Origin of the sequence: Ornithinimicrobium avium (genome assembly GCF_003351765.1) — a bacterium.
In the GTDB taxonomy this organism is placed as follows: Bacteria; Actinomycetota; Actinomycetes; order Actinomycetales; family Dermatophilaceae; genus Ornithinicoccus; species Ornithinicoccus avius.
This window is the reverse complement of record NZ_CP031229.1, coordinates 365,162-381,322: the sequence shown is the minus strand read 5'-3', so window position 1 is coordinate 381,322 and position 16,161 is coordinate 365,162. Positions and strand designations below refer to the sequence as shown.

The window sequence follows — 16,161 nt, the reverse complement described above, 5'->3', positions numbered from 1 at the left end:
CACGGCCAGTGACGCTCCTTAGAAAGGAGGTGATCCAGCCGCACCTTCCGGTACGGCTACCTTGTTACGACTTAGTCCCAATCACCAGTCCCACCTTCGACGGCTCCCCCTACAAGAGGTTGGGCCACCGGCTTCGGGTGTTACCGACTTTCGTGACTTGACGGGCGGTGTGTACAAGGCCCGGGAACGTATTCACCGCAGCGTTGCTGATCTGCGATTACTAGCGACTCCGACTTCATGGGGTCGAGTTGCAGACCCCAATCCGAACTGAGACCGGCTTTAAGGGATTCGCTCCACCTCGCGGCTTAGCAGCCCTCTGTACCGGCCATTGTAGCATGCGTGAAGCCCAAGACGTAAGGGGCATGATGATTTGACGTCATCCCCACCTTCCTCCGAGTTGACCCCGGCAGTCTCCTATGAGTCCCCACCATCACGTGCTGGCAACATAGAACGAGGGTTGCGCTCGTTGCGGGACTTAACCCAACATCTCACGACACGAGCTGACGACAACCATGCACCACCTGTGTACCAGCCTTGCGGGGCCCCCGTCTCCGAGGGTTTCCGGTACATGTCAAGCCTTGGTAAGGTTCTTCGCGTTGCATCGAATTAATCCGCATGCTCCGCCGCTTGTGCGGGCCCCCGTCAATTCCTTTGAGTTTTAGCCTTGCGGCCGTACTCCCCAGGCGGGGCGCTTAATGCGTTAGCTGCGGCACGGACCCCGTGGAATGGGACCCACACCTAGCGCCCAACGTTTACGGCGTGGACTACCAGGGTATCTAATCCTGTTCGCTCCCCACGCTTTCGCTTCTCAGCGTCAGTAATGGCCCAGAGACCTGCCTTCGCCATCGGTGTTCCTCCTGATATCTGCGCATTCCACCGCTACACCAGGAATTCCAGTCTCCCCTACCACACTCTAGCCTGCCCGTACCCACTGCAAGCCCGGGGTTAAGCCCCGGGTTTTCACAGCAGACGCGACAAGCCGCCTACAAGCTCTTTACGCCCAATAATTCCGGACAACGCTCGCACCCTACGTATTACCGCGGCTGCTGGCACGTAGTTAGCCGGTGCTTCTTCTGCTCCTACCGTCACAAAAGCTTCGTCAGAGCTGAAAGCGGTTTACAACCCGAAGGCCGTCATCCCGCACGCGGCGTCGCTGCATCAGGCTTTCGCCCATTGTGCAATATTCCCCACTGCTGCCTCCCGTAGGAGTCTGGGCCGTGTCTCAGTCCCAGTGTGGCCGGTCACCCTCTCAGGCCGGCTACCCGTCGTCGCCTTGGTAGGCCATTACCCCACCAACAAGCTGATAGGCCGCGAGTCCATCCACCACCGATAAATCTTTCCACCCCATACCCATGCAGGTTGAGGTCATATCCAGTATTAGCACCGGTTTCCCGGAGTTATCCCAGAGTGAAGGGCAGGTTACTCACGTGTTACTCACCCGTTCGCCACTAATCCACGGTGCAAGCACCGCTTCATCGTTCGACTTGCATGTGTTAAGCACGCCGCCAGCGTTCGTCCTGAGCCAGGATCAAACTCTCCGATAAAAACCTAAACTCTTACCAAAGAGAACAGATTCCTGACAAAAAAGCTACCACGCCCCACCGGGGGCGGCACGACGCAGCAGCACAAAATAAACTATGGCATCAATAATCTGACACGCTGTTGAGTTCTCAAAGATCGGACGCACACCTCAGGACCGGCGCTTTCGCGCCCAGGTCTTGGGGGCTGGACTAGGTTATCTTCCTCGTCGGACCGGAGTCAAATCCGTGGTCCCGCACGCTGTGCGGGTGGGATCCGGAGGTCGATCGCCTGCCCGGGACCGGCCACCTTCCGGTGTCCGTGCCTCCCTGTCGGCTGGCGAGGGACAACACTAGACGAGGTTCGGCCGGTCTACAAATCCGCAGGTCAGCCAGCGTTCCGCGCCGCTGCGAGGTTGCGCCGGCCGCGTCGGAGCAGGGCGACCGCCCCGTGCAGGAAGTCCGCCGCGTCGAGCGTGCGCTCCACGTCGTTGACCTTGACGTTGTTGATGCTGACGCCACCCTCGACCACGAGCCGGCGGGCCGCTCCCCGGCTGTCGGCCAGGCCGGTCTCCACGAGTGCCTGCAGCACGTCTGTGCCGGGGGTGACGTGGGCGCCCGGCAGCTCCCTGGTCGCGTCCGCAAGGGTGCGCGCGTCGATCGTGGCGGGGTCGCCCCTGCCGAAGAGGACCCCGCTTGCGGCCTCGACCTGCTCGGTCGCGGCGGCTCCGTGGACCAGGGTGGTGACCTCCGCCGCCAGCGCCCGCTGGGCCTCCCGGAGATGGGGTCGCTCGACCGCGGCCAGCTCCAGCTCGGCGATCTCCTCCTGCGAGCGGTCGGTGAAGATCCGCAGCAGCTTGCCTGTCTCGGAGTCGGCGACGTTGATCCAGTACTGGTAGAAGGCGTACGGACTGGTCATGTCCGCAGCCAGCCAGACCGCGTTGCCGGCCGACTTGCCGTACTTCTCCCCCGCCTCGTCCGTCACCAGCGGCGTGGTGAGGACGTGGGCCGTGCCCCCCTCTGCCCGGTGGATCAGGTCCACGCCCGCGGTGAGGTTCCCCCACTGGTCCTGACCGCCTGTCTGCAGGCTGCAGCCGTACTCCCGGTAGAGGTGCAGGAAGTCCATCCCCTGGAGCAGCTGGTAGCTGAACTCGGTGTAGGAGATGCCCTCCTGACTCTCCAGCCGGGCCGCGATGGCGTCCTTCTTGATCATCTGGTTGACCCTGAAGTGCTTGCCGACGTCACGCAGGAAGTCCAGGGCGCTCATCGGCGCCGTCCAGTCGAGGTTGTTGACGAGCAGAGCGGGGTTGTCCCCGTCGAGGTCGAGGAACGGGGCGACCTGCTGACGGATCCGCTCGACGTACTCGGCGGTGAGCTCCCGGGTCTTCAGGGCTCGCTCGGAGGTCGGCCTGGGGTCCCCGATGAGTCCGGTCGACCCACCGACCAGTGCCAGGACCCGGTGCCCCGCACGCTGGAAGTGACGCAGCACGATCAGCTGCACCAGGTTGCCGAAGTGGAGCGACGCGGCCGTGGGGTCGAATCCGCAGTAGAGCGTGACCGGGCCCTCGTCCAGCGCCGCGCGAAGCGCGTCCAGGTCGGTGGTCTGCGCCACCAGTCCGCGCCACTGCAGCTCGTCGAGGATGTTCGTCACGGTACGGGTCCTTCCGGGTCGGGTATGTGGCGTGGCGCCCCAGCCTAATGGGAGTGCAGCCACCTACTCCGAGGCAGTCTCGGGTGGGAGGCTGGGGCCGAGCCGTCGACCGGTGAACACCGCTCTCAGCCTGAGGTCGCATGTGAACCTCTATACGTAGATCGTGTCCCGGCCCGCGGGTAGGTCGCCCGTTGAGTGCTACTGGGATGTCGTGCCCCTCTCGGTTCGTGGGTGGGCACTGATCCATTAGGTCGCTACCGGGGCGGTCTCGGCTCACCAGAGAAGGACATACCGACGAGTGCAGGAGGTGGTGGCAGTGATCTTCGTCGGCAACGACTGGGCAGAGGATCACCACGACGTCTACGTGATGGACGAGGCGGGCAAGAAGCTCGCGGCCAAGAGGTTCGGGGAGGGCATCGAGGGCGTCACGGCCCTGCACGCCTTCCTCGGTGCGCACGCCGAGGACCCCGCGCAGGTGCGCGTCGGGATCGAGACCGATCGGGGACTGTGGGTCAACGCGCTGGTCGCAGCGGGGTACCAGGTCCACGCGATCAACCCCAAGGCCGCCGCGCGGTACCGGGACCGGCACCATGTCAGCGGTGCCAAGTCCGACGCCGGCGACGCCAAGATGCTGGCCGACCTGGTCCGCACCGATGCGCACAACCACCGGCTCGTCGCCGGGGACAGCGCGCAGGTGGAGGGCGTCAAGGTCATCGCCCGGGCGCACCAGAACCTCGTCTGGTCCCGTTCCCGGGAGACCAACCGGCTGCGCAGCGCGCTGCGCGAGTACTATCCCGCCGCCCTCGTCGCGTTCGAGGACCTGGACCACCGCGACGCCCTGGCCGTCCTCGGCCGAGCACCCGACCCGCTCACCGGGGCGAAGTTGACCCTGTCCCAGATCAAGGCCGCGCTGCGCGCCGGCGGGCGTCGCCGCTACCTGGACGCCACCGCCGAACGGATCCAGGAAGGGCTACGAACCGAGCAGCTGGCCGCTCCGGCCCCGGTCGTCGAGGCCTACGCCGCGAGCACCAAGGCCCTCGTCGGGCTGCTGGTCGCGTTCAACACCCAGATCGCCGACCTCGAGACCCAGCTGGAACAGTCTTTTGAGCAGCACCCGGACGCCGACATCTACCTCTCGCTGCCAGGCCTGAGTGACGTCCTCGGCGCCCGGGTGCTCGGCGAGCTCGGGGACGACCCCGAACGCTTCGCTGACGCCAAGTCTCGCAGGAACTACGCCGGCACCTCACCCATCACCAAGGCCTCGGGCAAGAAGAAGATCGTGCTGGCCCGGTACGTGCGCAACAAGCGCCTCTACGACGCGGTCGACCAGTGGGCCTTCTGCTCCCTGACCGGCAGCCCCGGCGCCCGCGCCTACTACGACGAACGCCGCGCCGCCGACTACGAGCACCACGAAGCCCTACGCGCCCTGGGCAACCGATGGATCGGGATCCTGCACGGCTGCCTCAAACACGGCACGCCCTACGACGAGCACACCGCCTGGGCACACCGTCACCACGCCGCCGCTTGACAAGTTAGACCCCTGGGATATCTACGTGCGGCCGGTGCCCGGTCCGGTCGCGCCGGTCCGTCCGTCCGTGCCGCTCCTGCGGCGGCGCACGGCCGGCCGGTAGGTCGACACCGTCGGCTCACCGTCGAGCCAGAACCGCCACGGGTAGCGGTCCGGGTCACCTCCCTCACCCGACACCCCCACGCGCGGTCCCCGGGACACCCGCAGGTCGGCACCGTCGACGACGCGGAGGGACACGGGCCCGTCGGGGTCGAGCAGGTCCGCCCCGTGCTCGTCGCGGTCCAGGGCGAGTGCGGAGGCGAGCCGCGCCGGGCCGCGGGCGAGGTCCCTGGCCGGGTGCGGCCGGCTCCGGCCGGCGTCGCGCCGCGAGCGGGCGAGCTCCACGCCGTCGACGATCTCGCCGGCGCGGAGCAGGACCGCGCTGGCCTCCCCGTCCGGGCCGCACACCACGTTGCAGCACCAGTGCATCCCGTAGGAGAAGTAGACGTAGAGGTACCCGGGGGGCCCGAACATCACCTCGGTGCGCGGGGTAGGTCCGCGGAAGGCGTGCGAGCCGGGGTCGCGGGTGCCCGCGTAGGCCTCGACCTCGGTCAGCCGCACGGTGACGCCGTGCGCGGTGAGGTGCCCGCCGAGCAGCGCTGGGGCGACGTCGAGGACCGGTCCGCCGAGCAGCTCGCGCCGGACGCGTCGGAGCCGCGCCACCCCTAGTCCCGCACCAGCGGCATGGTCTCCACCCAGTGCCGGCGCGCGGCGACCTCGTGCAGCAGGTGGGCACGCTGCTCGGCCACGCGCACCGGGGCGGTGCCGCCGTGGGCGTCGCGCGAGGCGATCGAGCCGGGGACGGTGAGGACCGAGCGAACCCCCGGGTGGAGGTGCACGCTGATGGCGCGCAGGTCCTCGTCGCCGAGGTCCTCCAGTCCGATCCCCCGCGACTCGCAGACGCGCACGCACTCCCCCGCGACCTCGTGGGCGACGCGGAAGGGCACGCCCTCGCGCACGAGCCACTCAGCGACGTCGGTGGCCAGTGAGAAGCCCTGCGGGGCCAGCTCCTCGAGCCGGTCTGTGTGGAAGGTGAGGGTGGCGACCATCCCCGAGACGGCCGGCAGGAGGACCTCGAGGGTGTCGACGGCGTCGAAGACCGGCTCCTTGTCCTCCTGCAGGTCCCGGTTGTAGGCCAGCGGCAGCCCCTTGAGCGAGGCGAGCAGGCCGGCGAGGTCCCCGACCAGGCGGCCGGCCTTGCCCCTCGCCAGCTCGGCGACGTCAGGGTTCTTCTTCTGCGGCATGATGCTGGATCCGGTCGAGAAGGCGTCGTCGAGGGTGACGAACCCGAACTCCGCGGTCGCCCAGAGGATGACCTCCTCGGCGAGCCGGGACAGGTCGATCCCGACCATCGCCGCGACGAAGGAGAATTCCGCGGCGAAGTCCCGGGAGGCGGTGCCGTCGATGGAGTTCTCGACGGGCGCGCTCATCCCCAGGTCGTGCGCGACCGAGGCTGGGTCCAGGCCGAGCGAGGAGCCGGCGAGGGCCCCCGAGCCGTACGGCGAGACCGAGGCCCGCCTGTCCCAGTCGGTCCAGCGGTCCACGTCGCGCAGCAGTGCCCAGGCGTGCGCCTGCAGGTGGTGGGCGAGGAGCACCGGCTGCGCGTGCTGCAGGTGCGTACGGCCCGGCATGGCGGTCCCGGGGTGGCGCGCCGCCTGATCCACGAGCGCCTGCACGACGTCGAGGACCTTGCCGGAGATCAGCCTGGCCTGGTCGCGCAGGTACATCCGGAACAGGGTGGCCACCTGGTCGTTGCGCGAGCGGCCGGCCCGCAGCCGGCCGCCCACCTCCGGGCCGATCCGCTCCAGCAGGCCGCGCTCCAGCGCGGTGTGCACGTCCTCGTCGCCGTCGGCCGGCACGAAGTCGCCGGAGCGGACGTCCTCGCCGAGCCCGCGCAGGCCGTCGAGCATCGTCTCCAGGTGCTCCTCGGAGAGCAGCCCGGCCCGGTGCAGGACCCGGGCGTGGGCGCGCGACCCGGCCAGGTCGTAGGGCGCCAGACGCCAGTCGAAGTGCGTGCTCTTGCTCAACGCGGCCAGCGCGTCGCTCGGGCCGCCGGCGAAACGGCCGCCCCACAGGCTCACAGTCATGGGGTCATCTTCTCAGTCCTGGTCCCGCGGCTCGGCGTCGTCCGCCAGCGAGAGCAGCCGGTGCGCCGTGGCGGGGCCCCCGTCGGGCGCCGTGGTGATGACCAGGATCGTGTCGTCGCCGGCGATGGTGCCCAGGATCTCCGGGTCGTCGTTGCGGTCGATCGCGGCGGCGAGGAACTGCGCCGCACCCGGGGGTGTGCGCAGGACCACCTGGTTGCCGACCGCCCGCGCGCTGACGAGCAGCTCCTGGAGCAGGCGCACGAGGCGTGAGGAGACCTCGCCGGCGTCCTGGGCGGGACGAGGGGTCGTGTCGCCGCCCTCCGCCGGCACCGCATACACCAGCTGCCGGCTCCGGCGGACCTTGACCGCGCCGAGGTCGACCAGGTCGCGCGACAGGGTGGCCTGGGTGACCGAGATCCCGTCCTCGGACAGCAGGTCGAGCAGCTGTCCCTGCGATCCCACGGCGTGCCGCTCGAGCAGGTCGGAGATCCGCTGGTGGCGGGCCGCACGCGTCATCGGAATGCTGGTCACCGGTGTGAGTATACAGATCTGTGCATGACTATCCGCACCGCTCGCCCGACGCCGACGAGGGTGCCAGCACCCTCCGGCGGGGCGCCGGTGCGGGCGCGGCTCACCCGTCCCAGAGGTCCCGCAGCAGCAGGAGGCACGCCCGAGCCTGCTCCCGCTGGAACTGCCTCAGGGTGGGCAGCCCGGGCTCGGGAGCCCGACCGCCCGCCTCCGTGCAGAACCCGCCGAGGCCCGCGACCAGGCCGAGCACGTCCTCGTGCGTCGCACCGAGGTCGAGCACCGTGCCCAGGTGGGGACGGACGTCGAGACCGCCGCCCCAGCGCACGTTGACGAGGAGCATCACCGCGTCGGCCCACGCGGCACCGCGGGAGGCCCACGGCCAGTCCACCACCCGCACGCTCCCGTCCGGGGTGACCAGGAGGTTGTCGGCGCGCACGTCGGTGTGGGAGATCGCCTCACCCCGCAGCCGCGGGAGCGTCCGGGCGGACAGGTCCACGAGCTCGTCGAGGCGGTCGGCGACCCAGGGGTCGAGAGGCGTGCCGACCGTGGCCGGACCTGCTTGCCGGATCCGGGCCCAGGCTCCGAGCTCACCGACCAGCTCCTCCTCGAGGGCCGGCCACGTCGTCGGCGCAGCCCGGCCCGCCAGGCGCGTCAGCGACGTGAGGCTGGCGCGCAGCTCCTCGTCGGTCCAGGGGATGCTCGGGTGAGCTCCCTCGACGTCCTCGACGACCAGGGCGACCCAGTCCCCGTCGTCGTAGGCGTCGATCAGCTGCGGGACCTCGGCCAGGCCGGTGAGCGTGCGGAGCACGGCGGCCTCGCGGCGGTGCAGGGCAGGGGTGCCGGGGTTCTGGGCCGGGCTGACGGCCTTGACGAAGGCGCGACGGCCCGAGGCCGTGACGACGCGGTCGGCCGTGCCGGGCGAGAAGCCGCCCGGCTGGGAGACCGCGGTGACGACCGGACCGCCGAGGACGTCCCCGACCCAGGAGCGCAGGTCCGGCGGCAGGTCCCCCCAGGCGAGTCGGACGCCGTACACCGGATCAGCCCGCAACAGGGTCGTCGTCGCCCCAGGGCCGTAGCCGCAGCATCCGCTCACCCTCGCCCAGGCCTGCCCGGGAGCGCTCGCGCAGCTCGTCGAGGTCGTCGGTGCCGGCGCGCAAGAAACGGCCGGTGAAGCCGTCGAGCTCGCCGCCGGCGATGGCCAGCGCGAGCTCCGTGACGTCCTGGGGGTCTGTCCACTCGGTGCGGCCGCGGTGCAGCTCCATCGAGCGGGTCATGTCCGACTCGACCACGCCGGGCGCCATGTCGAAGGCCCGCACGCCGTGCTCGGCGCCGGCCAGCGCCACTCCCCCGGTCAGCCGGGCGAGGGCGGACTTGGACGCGTGGTAGGCCGTGAGCACGTCGCTCTCCCGCGTGCCCGACCCGGAGTTGAGGTTGATGATCCGCCCGCCGCCGGCGGCGATCATGTGCGGCACGACGGCCCGCGTCAGCAGGAACGGTCCGCGCACGTTGGTGACCATCACCTGCCACCACTCCTCGACGTCGGCCTCCCACAGCGGCCGCTCGGTCTCGATCAGGCCGGCGTTGTTGACGAGCAGGTCGATCCGGCCGTGGCTGCCCACCACGTCGGCGACCGCACGCTCGACCGCGGCCGCGTCGGTGACGTCGCACGGCATCCCCTCGGCCCCGTCGGCGACCTGGCCCGATCGGGAGAGCCCGACGACGGCCCACCCGGCCTCCAGCAGCGCGCGCACCAGGTGGTCGCCGATGCCCCGGGAGGCTCCGGTGACCAGGGCGACGCGCGCGCCGCCCATGCCGTCCGCGTTCACCGCTGCACCGCCCCGTGGTGCTCCGCCGCCCTGGCGACCGCCGCGTCGCGCGCCGCGTTGACCTCCTCGGTGGTCAGGGTCCGGTCGGCCGCGCGGAAGTGCATCCGGAAGGCCAGCGACTGCTGGTCGTCCTCGATCTGGTCGCCGGTGTAGACGTCGAAGAGCTCGATCGACTCCAGCAGGTCGCCCGCGCCGGCGCGCACCGAGGCCTCGACGTCGGCATAGCGCACAGACCGGGCGACCACGAGGGCGACGTCCGAGGCCGCCATCGGCTGCGTGGACAACGGGGTCGCCACGATCCGGTGGTCGGAGGCGGCGACCAGCACGTCGAGGTCGAGCTCCGCGGCGGCGGTCCGTCCGGGCAGTCCCAGGGACTGGAGCACCTTGGGGTGCAGCTCGCCGACCCAGCCCACGCTCGCACCGTGCTCCAGCACCAGCTCGACGCAGCGCCCCGGGTGGAAGGGCATCCGCTCGGCCGGTCGCCGCTGGACGCTCACGCCGAGGGCGTCGCACACGGTGTGCGCCCAGCCGACCACGTCGGTGACGTCGACCTGGCGGCCGCCGCCCCACCAGCCGGTCCGGTCGACCTGACCCGCAGCGACGAGCCCCACGTGCCAGGGCTGGTCCGGGACGGCCTCCTTGATCTTCTCGAGGACCTGGTCCTCGGGGCGCTGTCCCACGTCGGGCACGGGCGCCTTGAGCCCGGGAGACGGGAGGGTGACGGTGTCGACCTCGAAGAGGGCTACGTCGTGGGCGCCGCGGGAGAGATTGCGGCGCAACGTGGCCGGCAGCGTCTGGAGCAGCTCGGTGCGCATGAACGGTGCCGCGTCCGACAGCGGGTTGGCCAGCCGCACGGCGGTGCGCCGCGGGTCGTCCGCGGGCAGCCGGAGGTCGTCGAACTGCTCGGGGCCGACGAACGGGTAGGTCTGCACCTCCTGGAGCCCGGCGCCGGCGAGCGCCCGGGCGACGAGCCGGCGGCTGCGCTGGGCGTGGGTGAGTCCCCGGCCGCCGACGGCGCGTGGCACCACGGAGGGGATCTTGTCGTAGCCGTCGATCCGCGCGACCTCCTCGACCAGCGTGGCCGCGTCGGTCAGGTCGGGCCGCCAGCTGGGGGGCTGCACCGAGACCGCGCCGTCGGACACGTCCTCAAGGCCGCAGCCGATCATCGTGAGGATCTCGCGCACCCGCCCGGGGGCGTAGTCGACGCCCACGTAGCGGGTCGGCATCCCCAGGTCGAGGGTGATCGGCCCGGCGGGCCGGTGCTCGTCGACGTCGGTGATGTGCGGGTCGGCGGTGCCGCCACCGTGCTCGACGAGCAGGTCGACGGCCAGCTGGGCGGCGGCCGCCGCGACCTCGGGGTCCACGCCTCGCTCGAAGCGCTTGGAGGCCTCGCTGCTCAGCCTGTGCCGGCGCGAGGTCCGGGCCACGGTGCGGTGGTCGAAGTGGGCCGACTCGACCAGGACCTCCGTCGTCCGGCCGGGGGTGACCTCGCCGTCCTCGCCGCCCATGACGCCTGCGAGCGCCAGGATCCGGGTGCCCGAGTCGGTGATGAGCAGGTCCTCGGGGTCGAGGGTGCGGACCACGTCGTCGAGGGTCTTCAGGGTCTCGCCCGCCTGCGCCCGGCGCACCACGATCGGCCCGTCCAGGGTGTCCAGGTCGAAGGCGTGCAGGGGCTGCCCGAGGGCGAGCATGACGTAGTTGGTGACGTCGACGGCCAGCCCGATCGGGCGCATCCCGGCCTCCGTCAGGCGCCGGGCCATCCACTCCGGTGTGGTGCGCGTGAGGTCGATGTCGCGGACGACGCGGGCGACGTAGCGGTCGCAGCCCGGCACGCCGAGCAGCGGCGCGCCGTCGGCGAGGCGCACCTCATACCCGTCGCCGGTCGCGGGGTCCACGGGCAGCGAGGCGGGGTCGGTGTAGGCGGCTCCCGTCGAGTGGGAGTACTCGCGGGCGACGCCGCGCATGCTGAAGCAGTAGCCGCGGTCCGGGGTGACGTTGACCTCGACGACCTCGCGGTCCAGGCCCAGGACGGGGACGAGGTCGTCGCCGGGCGTGAGCCCGAGCTCGACGACGCGCTCGTCGCCCAGCAGCCGGGGCAGCACGATGATGCCCTCGTGGTCGTCGCCGATGCCGAGCTCGCGGACCGAGCAGATCATCCCCGCGGAGACGTGCCCGTAGGTCTTGCGGGCCGAGATGGTCACCGGCCCGTGCGGGGTGGGCAGCACGCCGCCGGGCAGGATCACCGCGACGAGGTCGCCGACCTCGAAGTTGTGCGCGCCGCAGACGATGCCCTGCGGCTCGCCGGTGCCGTTGGCGGCACCCACGTCGACCTGGCACCAGTTGATGGTCCTGCCGTTCTTCTGCGGCTCGGGGTGCTTCTCCAGCACGCGGCCGACGACGAGCGGCCTGCCCACGCCGCTGGTGTGCAGGCCCTCCTCCTCCAGGCCCACCGCCACGAGGTCGGCGGCGACCTGCTCGCCGGTCACGCCGTCGGGCAGGGCGACGTACTCGCCGAGCCAGTCCAGAGGAATGCGCATCAGCCCTCCATCCCGAACTGCGCGTTGAAGCGCACGTCGCCCTCGATCAGCTCGCGCATGTCGGCCACCGTGTTGCGCAGCATGGCGGTGCGCTCGATGCCCATCCCGAAGGCGAAGCCCTGGTAACGGTCCGGGTCGACGCCGCAGGCGCGCAGCACGTTCTGGTTGACCATGCCGCAGCCGCCCCATTCGATCCAGCCGGTCCCGCCGCAGGTGCGGCAGTCGGGGTCCTCGCCGTGGCAGACGAAGCAGCGGAAGTCCATCTCTGCGCTGGGCTCGGTGAAGGGGAAGAAGGAGGGGCGCAGCCGGCTGGTGATGCCGGGGCCGAACATCGCCTCGGCGAGCCGGTCCAGGGTGCCCTTGAGGTGGGCCATCGTGAGGCCCTCGTCGACCGCCAGGCCCTCGAGCTGGGCGAAGACCGGCGTGTGCGTGGCGTCGAGCTCGTCGGTGCGGAAGGTCCGCCCGGGCACCGCGACGTAGAGCGGCACCCCGCGCTCGATCAGCGCCCTCGCCTGCACCGGGGAGGTGTGGGTGCGCAGGACCAGGCCCGCGTCGGCCGGCTCGACGAAGAAGGTGTCCTGCATCTGCCGGGCGGGGTGGTCCTTGTCGAAGTTGAGCGCGTCGAAGTTGAACCACTCGGCCTCGACCTGCGGGCCCTCGGCGATCTCCCACCCCAGGGCGACCATGGCGTCGGCCATCCGCTCGGCGGTGACGGAGAGCAGGTGGCGCCTGCCCAGCGGCCGACGGGCGGGCACGGCCGTGAGGTCCATCGCCTCCTCGACGAGGATCCGCTCGTCGCGCTCGGCCTCCAGCTCGCCCTGGCGGGCGGCGAGGGCCTGGTTGACGCGACCCCTGGCCTGCCCGACGCGCTTGCCCGCCTCGGCCCTGGCGCTGGGCGGCAGCGCGCCGATCTCGCGGTTGGCCAGCGCCAGCGGGGACTTCTCGCCGGCGTGGGCCAGGCGCGCCGACTTCAGCTCTTCGAGGGAGGTGGCGGCGGCGATCGCGGTCAGGGCGACGGCCACGTCGGCCTCGATGGCCTGCGGCTCCAGGGCGGCGACCTCGACGGGGTCGTAGTTGGTGTTGGGTCCGGACACCTGCGCAAGTCTAGGCAACGGTGGCCGGTGCCCACGACGGGGATTGCCGTCCGTGCCGGTGCCGCGGACGGTCCGCCGTCGGCCGCGCCCGCCGACCTGCGCCAGGAGCGAGGTCACGAGCGGCGCTCCGCGCGCACCGCCCCGGACGCGTGCAGGCACACGGTGGCGGCCATCGCCAGGTTGAGCGACTCCGCCCGCTGGATCGGGATCGAGACGACCTCGTCGCACAGCGCGAGCACCCCCGGGTCCAGGCCCCAGGCCTCGTTGCCCATGACCCAGGCGTGCGGCCCGGTGAGGTCGACCTCGGGCAGCGTCGTGGATCCTGCGCCGTCGGCGGCCAGCAGCCGGATGCCGCGCTCCCGGCAGGCACCCAGCAGCTCGGGGACCGGTGTGCCGGTGCTCACCGGGAGGTGGAACAGCGAGCCGACGGTCGAGCGCACCACCTTGGGGTTGTGCACGTCGACCGAGGCGGCGCTGACGAGCACCGCGGAGGCCCCGAACGCGTCTGCTCCCCGCAGGACGGTCCCGGCGTTGCCGGGGTCCCGGACGTGCGTCAGCACCACCGCGAACCCGTCGGCCGCCACGGCGTCCAGCGCCTGCGCGAGCGGGACGTCGACCGGCCGGGCGACGGCGACCACCCCCTGGGGGTGCTCGGTGTCGGCGAGCGCGGCCAGCACCTGGTCGGTGCACTCCTGGGTCCGCACGCCACCCTCCCGGGCGGCGGCCACGATCTCGGTATGCCGTCGCGCCGCCGCCGGGGTGAGGTAGACGACCTCGGCGGCGTGCACGGCATACCGGAGCATCTCGCGGACGGCCTGCGGGCCCTCCACCAGGAAGAGGCCCTGCTTGTCACGGGCAGCACGACGCCCCAGCGCGGCGACCAGCCGGACCCGTTCGCTGCGAGGGTTGCTCAGCAGCGGGGGGCGGTCGGCGGTCATGCGCCGGGGCGTCGAGGCGGCCGGTCGCGTCGGCGGCTCAGGCCGCGGACTCGGCCTTGGCGCCGTCCGCGGGGACGTTGGCGCGGGACAGCTCCACGAGCGCGGTGAACGCGGCTGCGTCGCTGACCGCGAGCTCGGCGAGCATCCGGCGGTCCACCTCCACACCGGCGGCCTTCAGGCCCTGCACGAAGCGGTTGTAGGTCATGCCGTTGGCGCGGGCGCCGGCGTTGATCCGCTGGATCCACAGGCGACGGAAGTCACCCTTGCGCTTGCGACGGTCGTTGTAGCTGTACACCAGCGAGTGGGTGACCTGCTCCTTGGCCTTGCGGTAGAGCCTGCTGCGCTGCCCGCGGTAGCCGCTGGCGCGCTCCAGGACGACCCGGCGCTTCTTGTGGGCGTTGACCGCCCGCTTCACGCGTGCCACGTGATTCTCCTTGTACTAGTGCTGGGGAAGGGGTGGGAGAAGGTGCCGGCTCAGAGGCCGAGCATCTTCTTCACCTTGCGGACGTCGGACTTGGCGACCACCACGTCGTTCACGAGGCGGCGGGCCTGGCGGGCCGGGCGCTCCTGGAACTTGTGGACGTGGCGCGCGCGCTGACGCATCACCTTGCCGGAGCCGGTGACGCGGAAGCGCTTCTTGGCTCCGCTGTGGGTCTTCATCTTCGGCATGGCCGATCTCCTTATGTTGCTCGCGCCCGGGGGCGGGGTGTGTCTGGGCAGCCGGCCGGCCGGCGCTCAGGCCTGCTCGGTGGTCTGCTCGGTGCTCTCCTGAGCGGTCCGGTCCTCGGTCAGCTCGACCTCGTCGTGGGTCTCGTCGTGGTCGGCGTCGGTCTCGTCCGCGCCGCTCCGGGCGCGCTCGGCGTCGCGCTTCTTCTCCTGGCGCACGGCCGTCTTCTTCTTCGCCGGTCCGATCACCATGACCATGTTGCGGCCGTCCTGCTTGGGCTGGCTCTCGATGTGGCCCAGCTCGGCGACGTCCTCGGCGAGGCGCTGCAGCAGCCGGAAGCCCAGCTCGGGGCGCGACTGCTCGCGGCCGCGGAACATGATCGTCACCTTGACCTTGTCGCCGCCCTTGAGGAAGCGCTCGACGTGGCCCTTCTTGGTGCCGTAGTCGTGCGCGTCGATCTTGGGGCGGAGCTTGATCTCCTTGATGATCGTGTTGACCTGGTTCTTCCGGGCCTCACGCGCCTTCATCGCAGCTTCGTACTTGTACTTGCCGTAGTCCATGAGCTTGGCCACCGGGGGGCGGGCCATCGGGGCGACCTCGACCAGGTCGAGGTCGGCCTCGGCAGCCAGCCGCAGCGCGTCCTCGACGCGCACGATGCCGACCTGCTCTCCGTTGGGGCCTACCAACCGCACCTCCGGAACACGGATGCGGTCGTTGATGCGAGGCTCGCTGATGTGCTGCTCCTTCGTCTGTCGTGGTGACCCGGGCACCAGAAAGGCCTCCTGGCACGAGGTGCGCAAGAGGCCTTCACCACCAGGACGTCCAGACCCGCCGGACGGGTATGTCGTGGCTCGCGCCACCTCATACCGCGGCCCCGGCCGGAACCGGGACCCACCTGGAGACCCGGCAACCCGGAGGCCGGCGCGGGTGGGAGCGAGGAGCCCCTCTTGCACACCGGGCACGCGGAGCACCCGGCTGGTCGTCCTCCATGGTAGCAGACCGCCCCGGGTGATCCCGGCGTCGTCAGCGGCGGACGGGGGTCAGCCGTGCCGGGCGGACCAACCGGAACCCGATCCCGCGGACCGCCTGCAGCCGGACCGGCAGGTCGAGCCGCCGGAGCTTGCGCCGCAGCCGCTTGACCAGCGAGTGCACCTGGGTGACGTCGCCGATGTGCGGTGTCCCCCAGACCTCGTGCTGCAGCTCCTCGAACGTGCGCAGCCGCCCCGGGTCGGAGCTGAGCGCCACGAGGAAGTCGAACTCCAGCGGGGTGAGCGGCACCTCGGAGCGTCCGTCCCCCACCACCCGGCGGTCCTCGTCCAGCAGCAGGGTGGGCCCGGGACCGGTCGCGGGCTCCGTCGTCCGGTCCGCGGGAGCGGCCGTCCCCAGCACGGCGCGCGCCTCCTCCACCGACCCCACGACCAGGACGGGGCCCGCCCAGGCGGTGGCCAGCGTGCGCAGCCCCTCCACCGAGCACGCGGACATCAGCACCACCAGCGCTCCGGACGCAGCACCGACGGCGGGGATGAGCGACACCGCGCCCCCGACCCCGCTGAGCACCTCCCCCTCCTCACCGGCACCCATGTCGTCCGAGACCTGGACCGCCATCTGTGTCACTCACCTCCCCCGGACCGGAGGCAGGTCCCCCGGCGTCGCCTCCGCAACCTACCCCGGCATCCAGGCTCCCTCAAGGCTCTTGACCAAGTCCTTACCTGCTCCTTGCCCCCCTCATACCTGAGCCCTCCACGGCGC

14 protein-coding genes and 1 rRNA gene are annotated in these 16,161 nt (G+C 71.1%); 1 reads left to right on the top strand and 14 read right to left on the bottom strand.

All coding sequences use genetic code 11. The features are described 5' to 3' along the window. Positions 1-22 precede the first annotated feature (22 nt). Positions 23-1,544 (bottom strand): 16S ribosomal RNA (locus tag DV701_RS01790). Positions 1,545-1,905: 361 nt separating this feature from the next. Continuing rightward, entirely contained in the window at positions 1,906-3,168 is a 1,263-nt protein-coding gene (tyrS, locus tag DV701_RS01785) for a tyrosine--tRNA ligase (RefSeq protein ID WP_114926823.1), read from the bottom strand. Between the two features lie 316 nt (positions 3,169-3,484). On the opposite strand from tyrS, the gene DV701_RS01780 reads away from it, so the two are divergent. Continuing rightward, entirely contained in the window at positions 3,485-4,696 is a 1,212-nt protein-coding gene (locus DV701_RS01780) for an IS110 family RNA-guided transposase (RefSeq protein ID WP_114930575.1), read from the top strand. Positions 4,697-4,717: 21 nt separating this feature from the next. On the opposite strand, the gene DV701_RS01775 is transcribed toward DV701_RS01780, so the two are convergent. The 12 genes from DV701_RS01775 to DV701_RS01720 form a co-directional block, all read right to left on the bottom strand. Then, positions 4,718-5,398, bottom strand: coding sequence for a DNA-3-methyladenine glycosylase (locus DV701_RS01775; protein WP_114926822.1), 681 nt, complete (start codon positions 5,396-5,398; stop codon positions 4,718-4,720). 2 nt (positions 5,399-5,400) lie between these two features. After that, positions 5,401-6,822 carry an argininosuccinate lyase gene (gene argH / locus DV701_RS01770; RefSeq protein WP_114926821.1) on the bottom strand — a complete coding sequence of 474 codons (1,422 nt, stop codon included), beginning with the start codon at positions 6,820-6,822 and terminating at the stop codon, positions 5,401-5,403. Positions 6,823-6,834: 12 nt separating this feature from the next. Continuing rightward, entirely contained in the window at positions 6,835-7,353 is a 519-nt protein-coding gene (gene argR, locus DV701_RS01765) for an arginine repressor (protein ID WP_407669335.1), read from the bottom strand. Positions 7,354-7,453: 100 nt separating this feature from the next. Next, entirely contained in the window at positions 7,454-8,383 is a 930-nt protein-coding gene (locus DV701_RS01760) for an aminoglycoside phosphotransferase family protein (RefSeq protein ID WP_114926819.1), read from the bottom strand. A gap of 4 nt (positions 8,384-8,387) precedes the next feature. Next, positions 8,388-9,161, bottom strand: a complete 774-nt coding sequence (locus tag DV701_RS01755; RefSeq protein ID WP_114930573.1) for an SDR family NAD(P)-dependent oxidoreductase — start codon at positions 9,159-9,161, stop codon at positions 8,388-8,390. A gap of 11 nt (positions 9,162-9,172) precedes the next feature. Continuing rightward, the gene (pheT, locus tag DV701_RS01750) at positions 9,173-11,713 is read right to left on the bottom strand and encodes a phenylalanine--tRNA ligase subunit beta (RefSeq protein WP_114926818.1); all 2,541 of its coding nucleotides are present in this window, start codon (positions 11,711-11,713) and stop codon (positions 9,173-9,175) included. Beyond that, the gene (gene pheS / locus DV701_RS01745) at positions 11,713-12,807 is read right to left on the bottom strand and encodes a phenylalanine--tRNA ligase subunit alpha (RefSeq protein ID WP_114926817.1); all 1,095 of its coding nucleotides are present in this window, start codon (positions 12,805-12,807) and stop codon (positions 11,713-11,715) included. Before pheS ends, pheT begins: the two co-directional genes overlap by 1 nt. A gap of 113 nt (positions 12,808-12,920) precedes the next feature. Continuing rightward, positions 12,921-13,745 (bottom strand): TrmH family RNA methyltransferase, encoded by an 825-nt coding sequence (locus DV701_RS01740; protein WP_114926816.1) that lies wholly within the window; start codon positions 13,743-13,745, stop codon positions 12,921-12,923. A gap of 37 nt (positions 13,746-13,782) precedes the next feature. Next, positions 13,783-14,169, bottom strand: a complete 387-nt coding sequence (rplT, locus tag DV701_RS01735) for a 50S ribosomal protein L20 (RefSeq protein WP_114926815.1) — start codon at positions 14,167-14,169, stop codon at positions 13,783-13,785. Between the two features lie 50 nt (positions 14,170-14,219). Beyond that, on the bottom strand, positions 14,220-14,414 hold the full coding sequence (rpmI, locus tag DV701_RS01730) for a 50S ribosomal protein L35 (protein WP_022920816.1): 195 nt from the start codon (positions 14,412-14,414) through the stop codon (positions 14,220-14,222). 66 nt (positions 14,415-14,480) lie between these two features. Beyond that, positions 14,481-15,182 (bottom strand): translation initiation factor IF-3, encoded by a 702-nt coding sequence (gene infC / locus DV701_RS01725; protein WP_228255161.1) that lies wholly within the window; start codon positions 15,180-15,182, stop codon positions 14,481-14,483. A gap of 253 nt (positions 15,183-15,435) precedes the next feature. Beyond that, positions 15,436-16,017, bottom strand: a complete 582-nt coding sequence (locus DV701_RS01720; protein ID WP_114926813.1) for a winged helix-turn-helix domain-containing protein — start codon at positions 16,015-16,017, stop codon at positions 15,436-15,438. Positions 16,018-16,161: the final 144 nt, after the last annotated feature.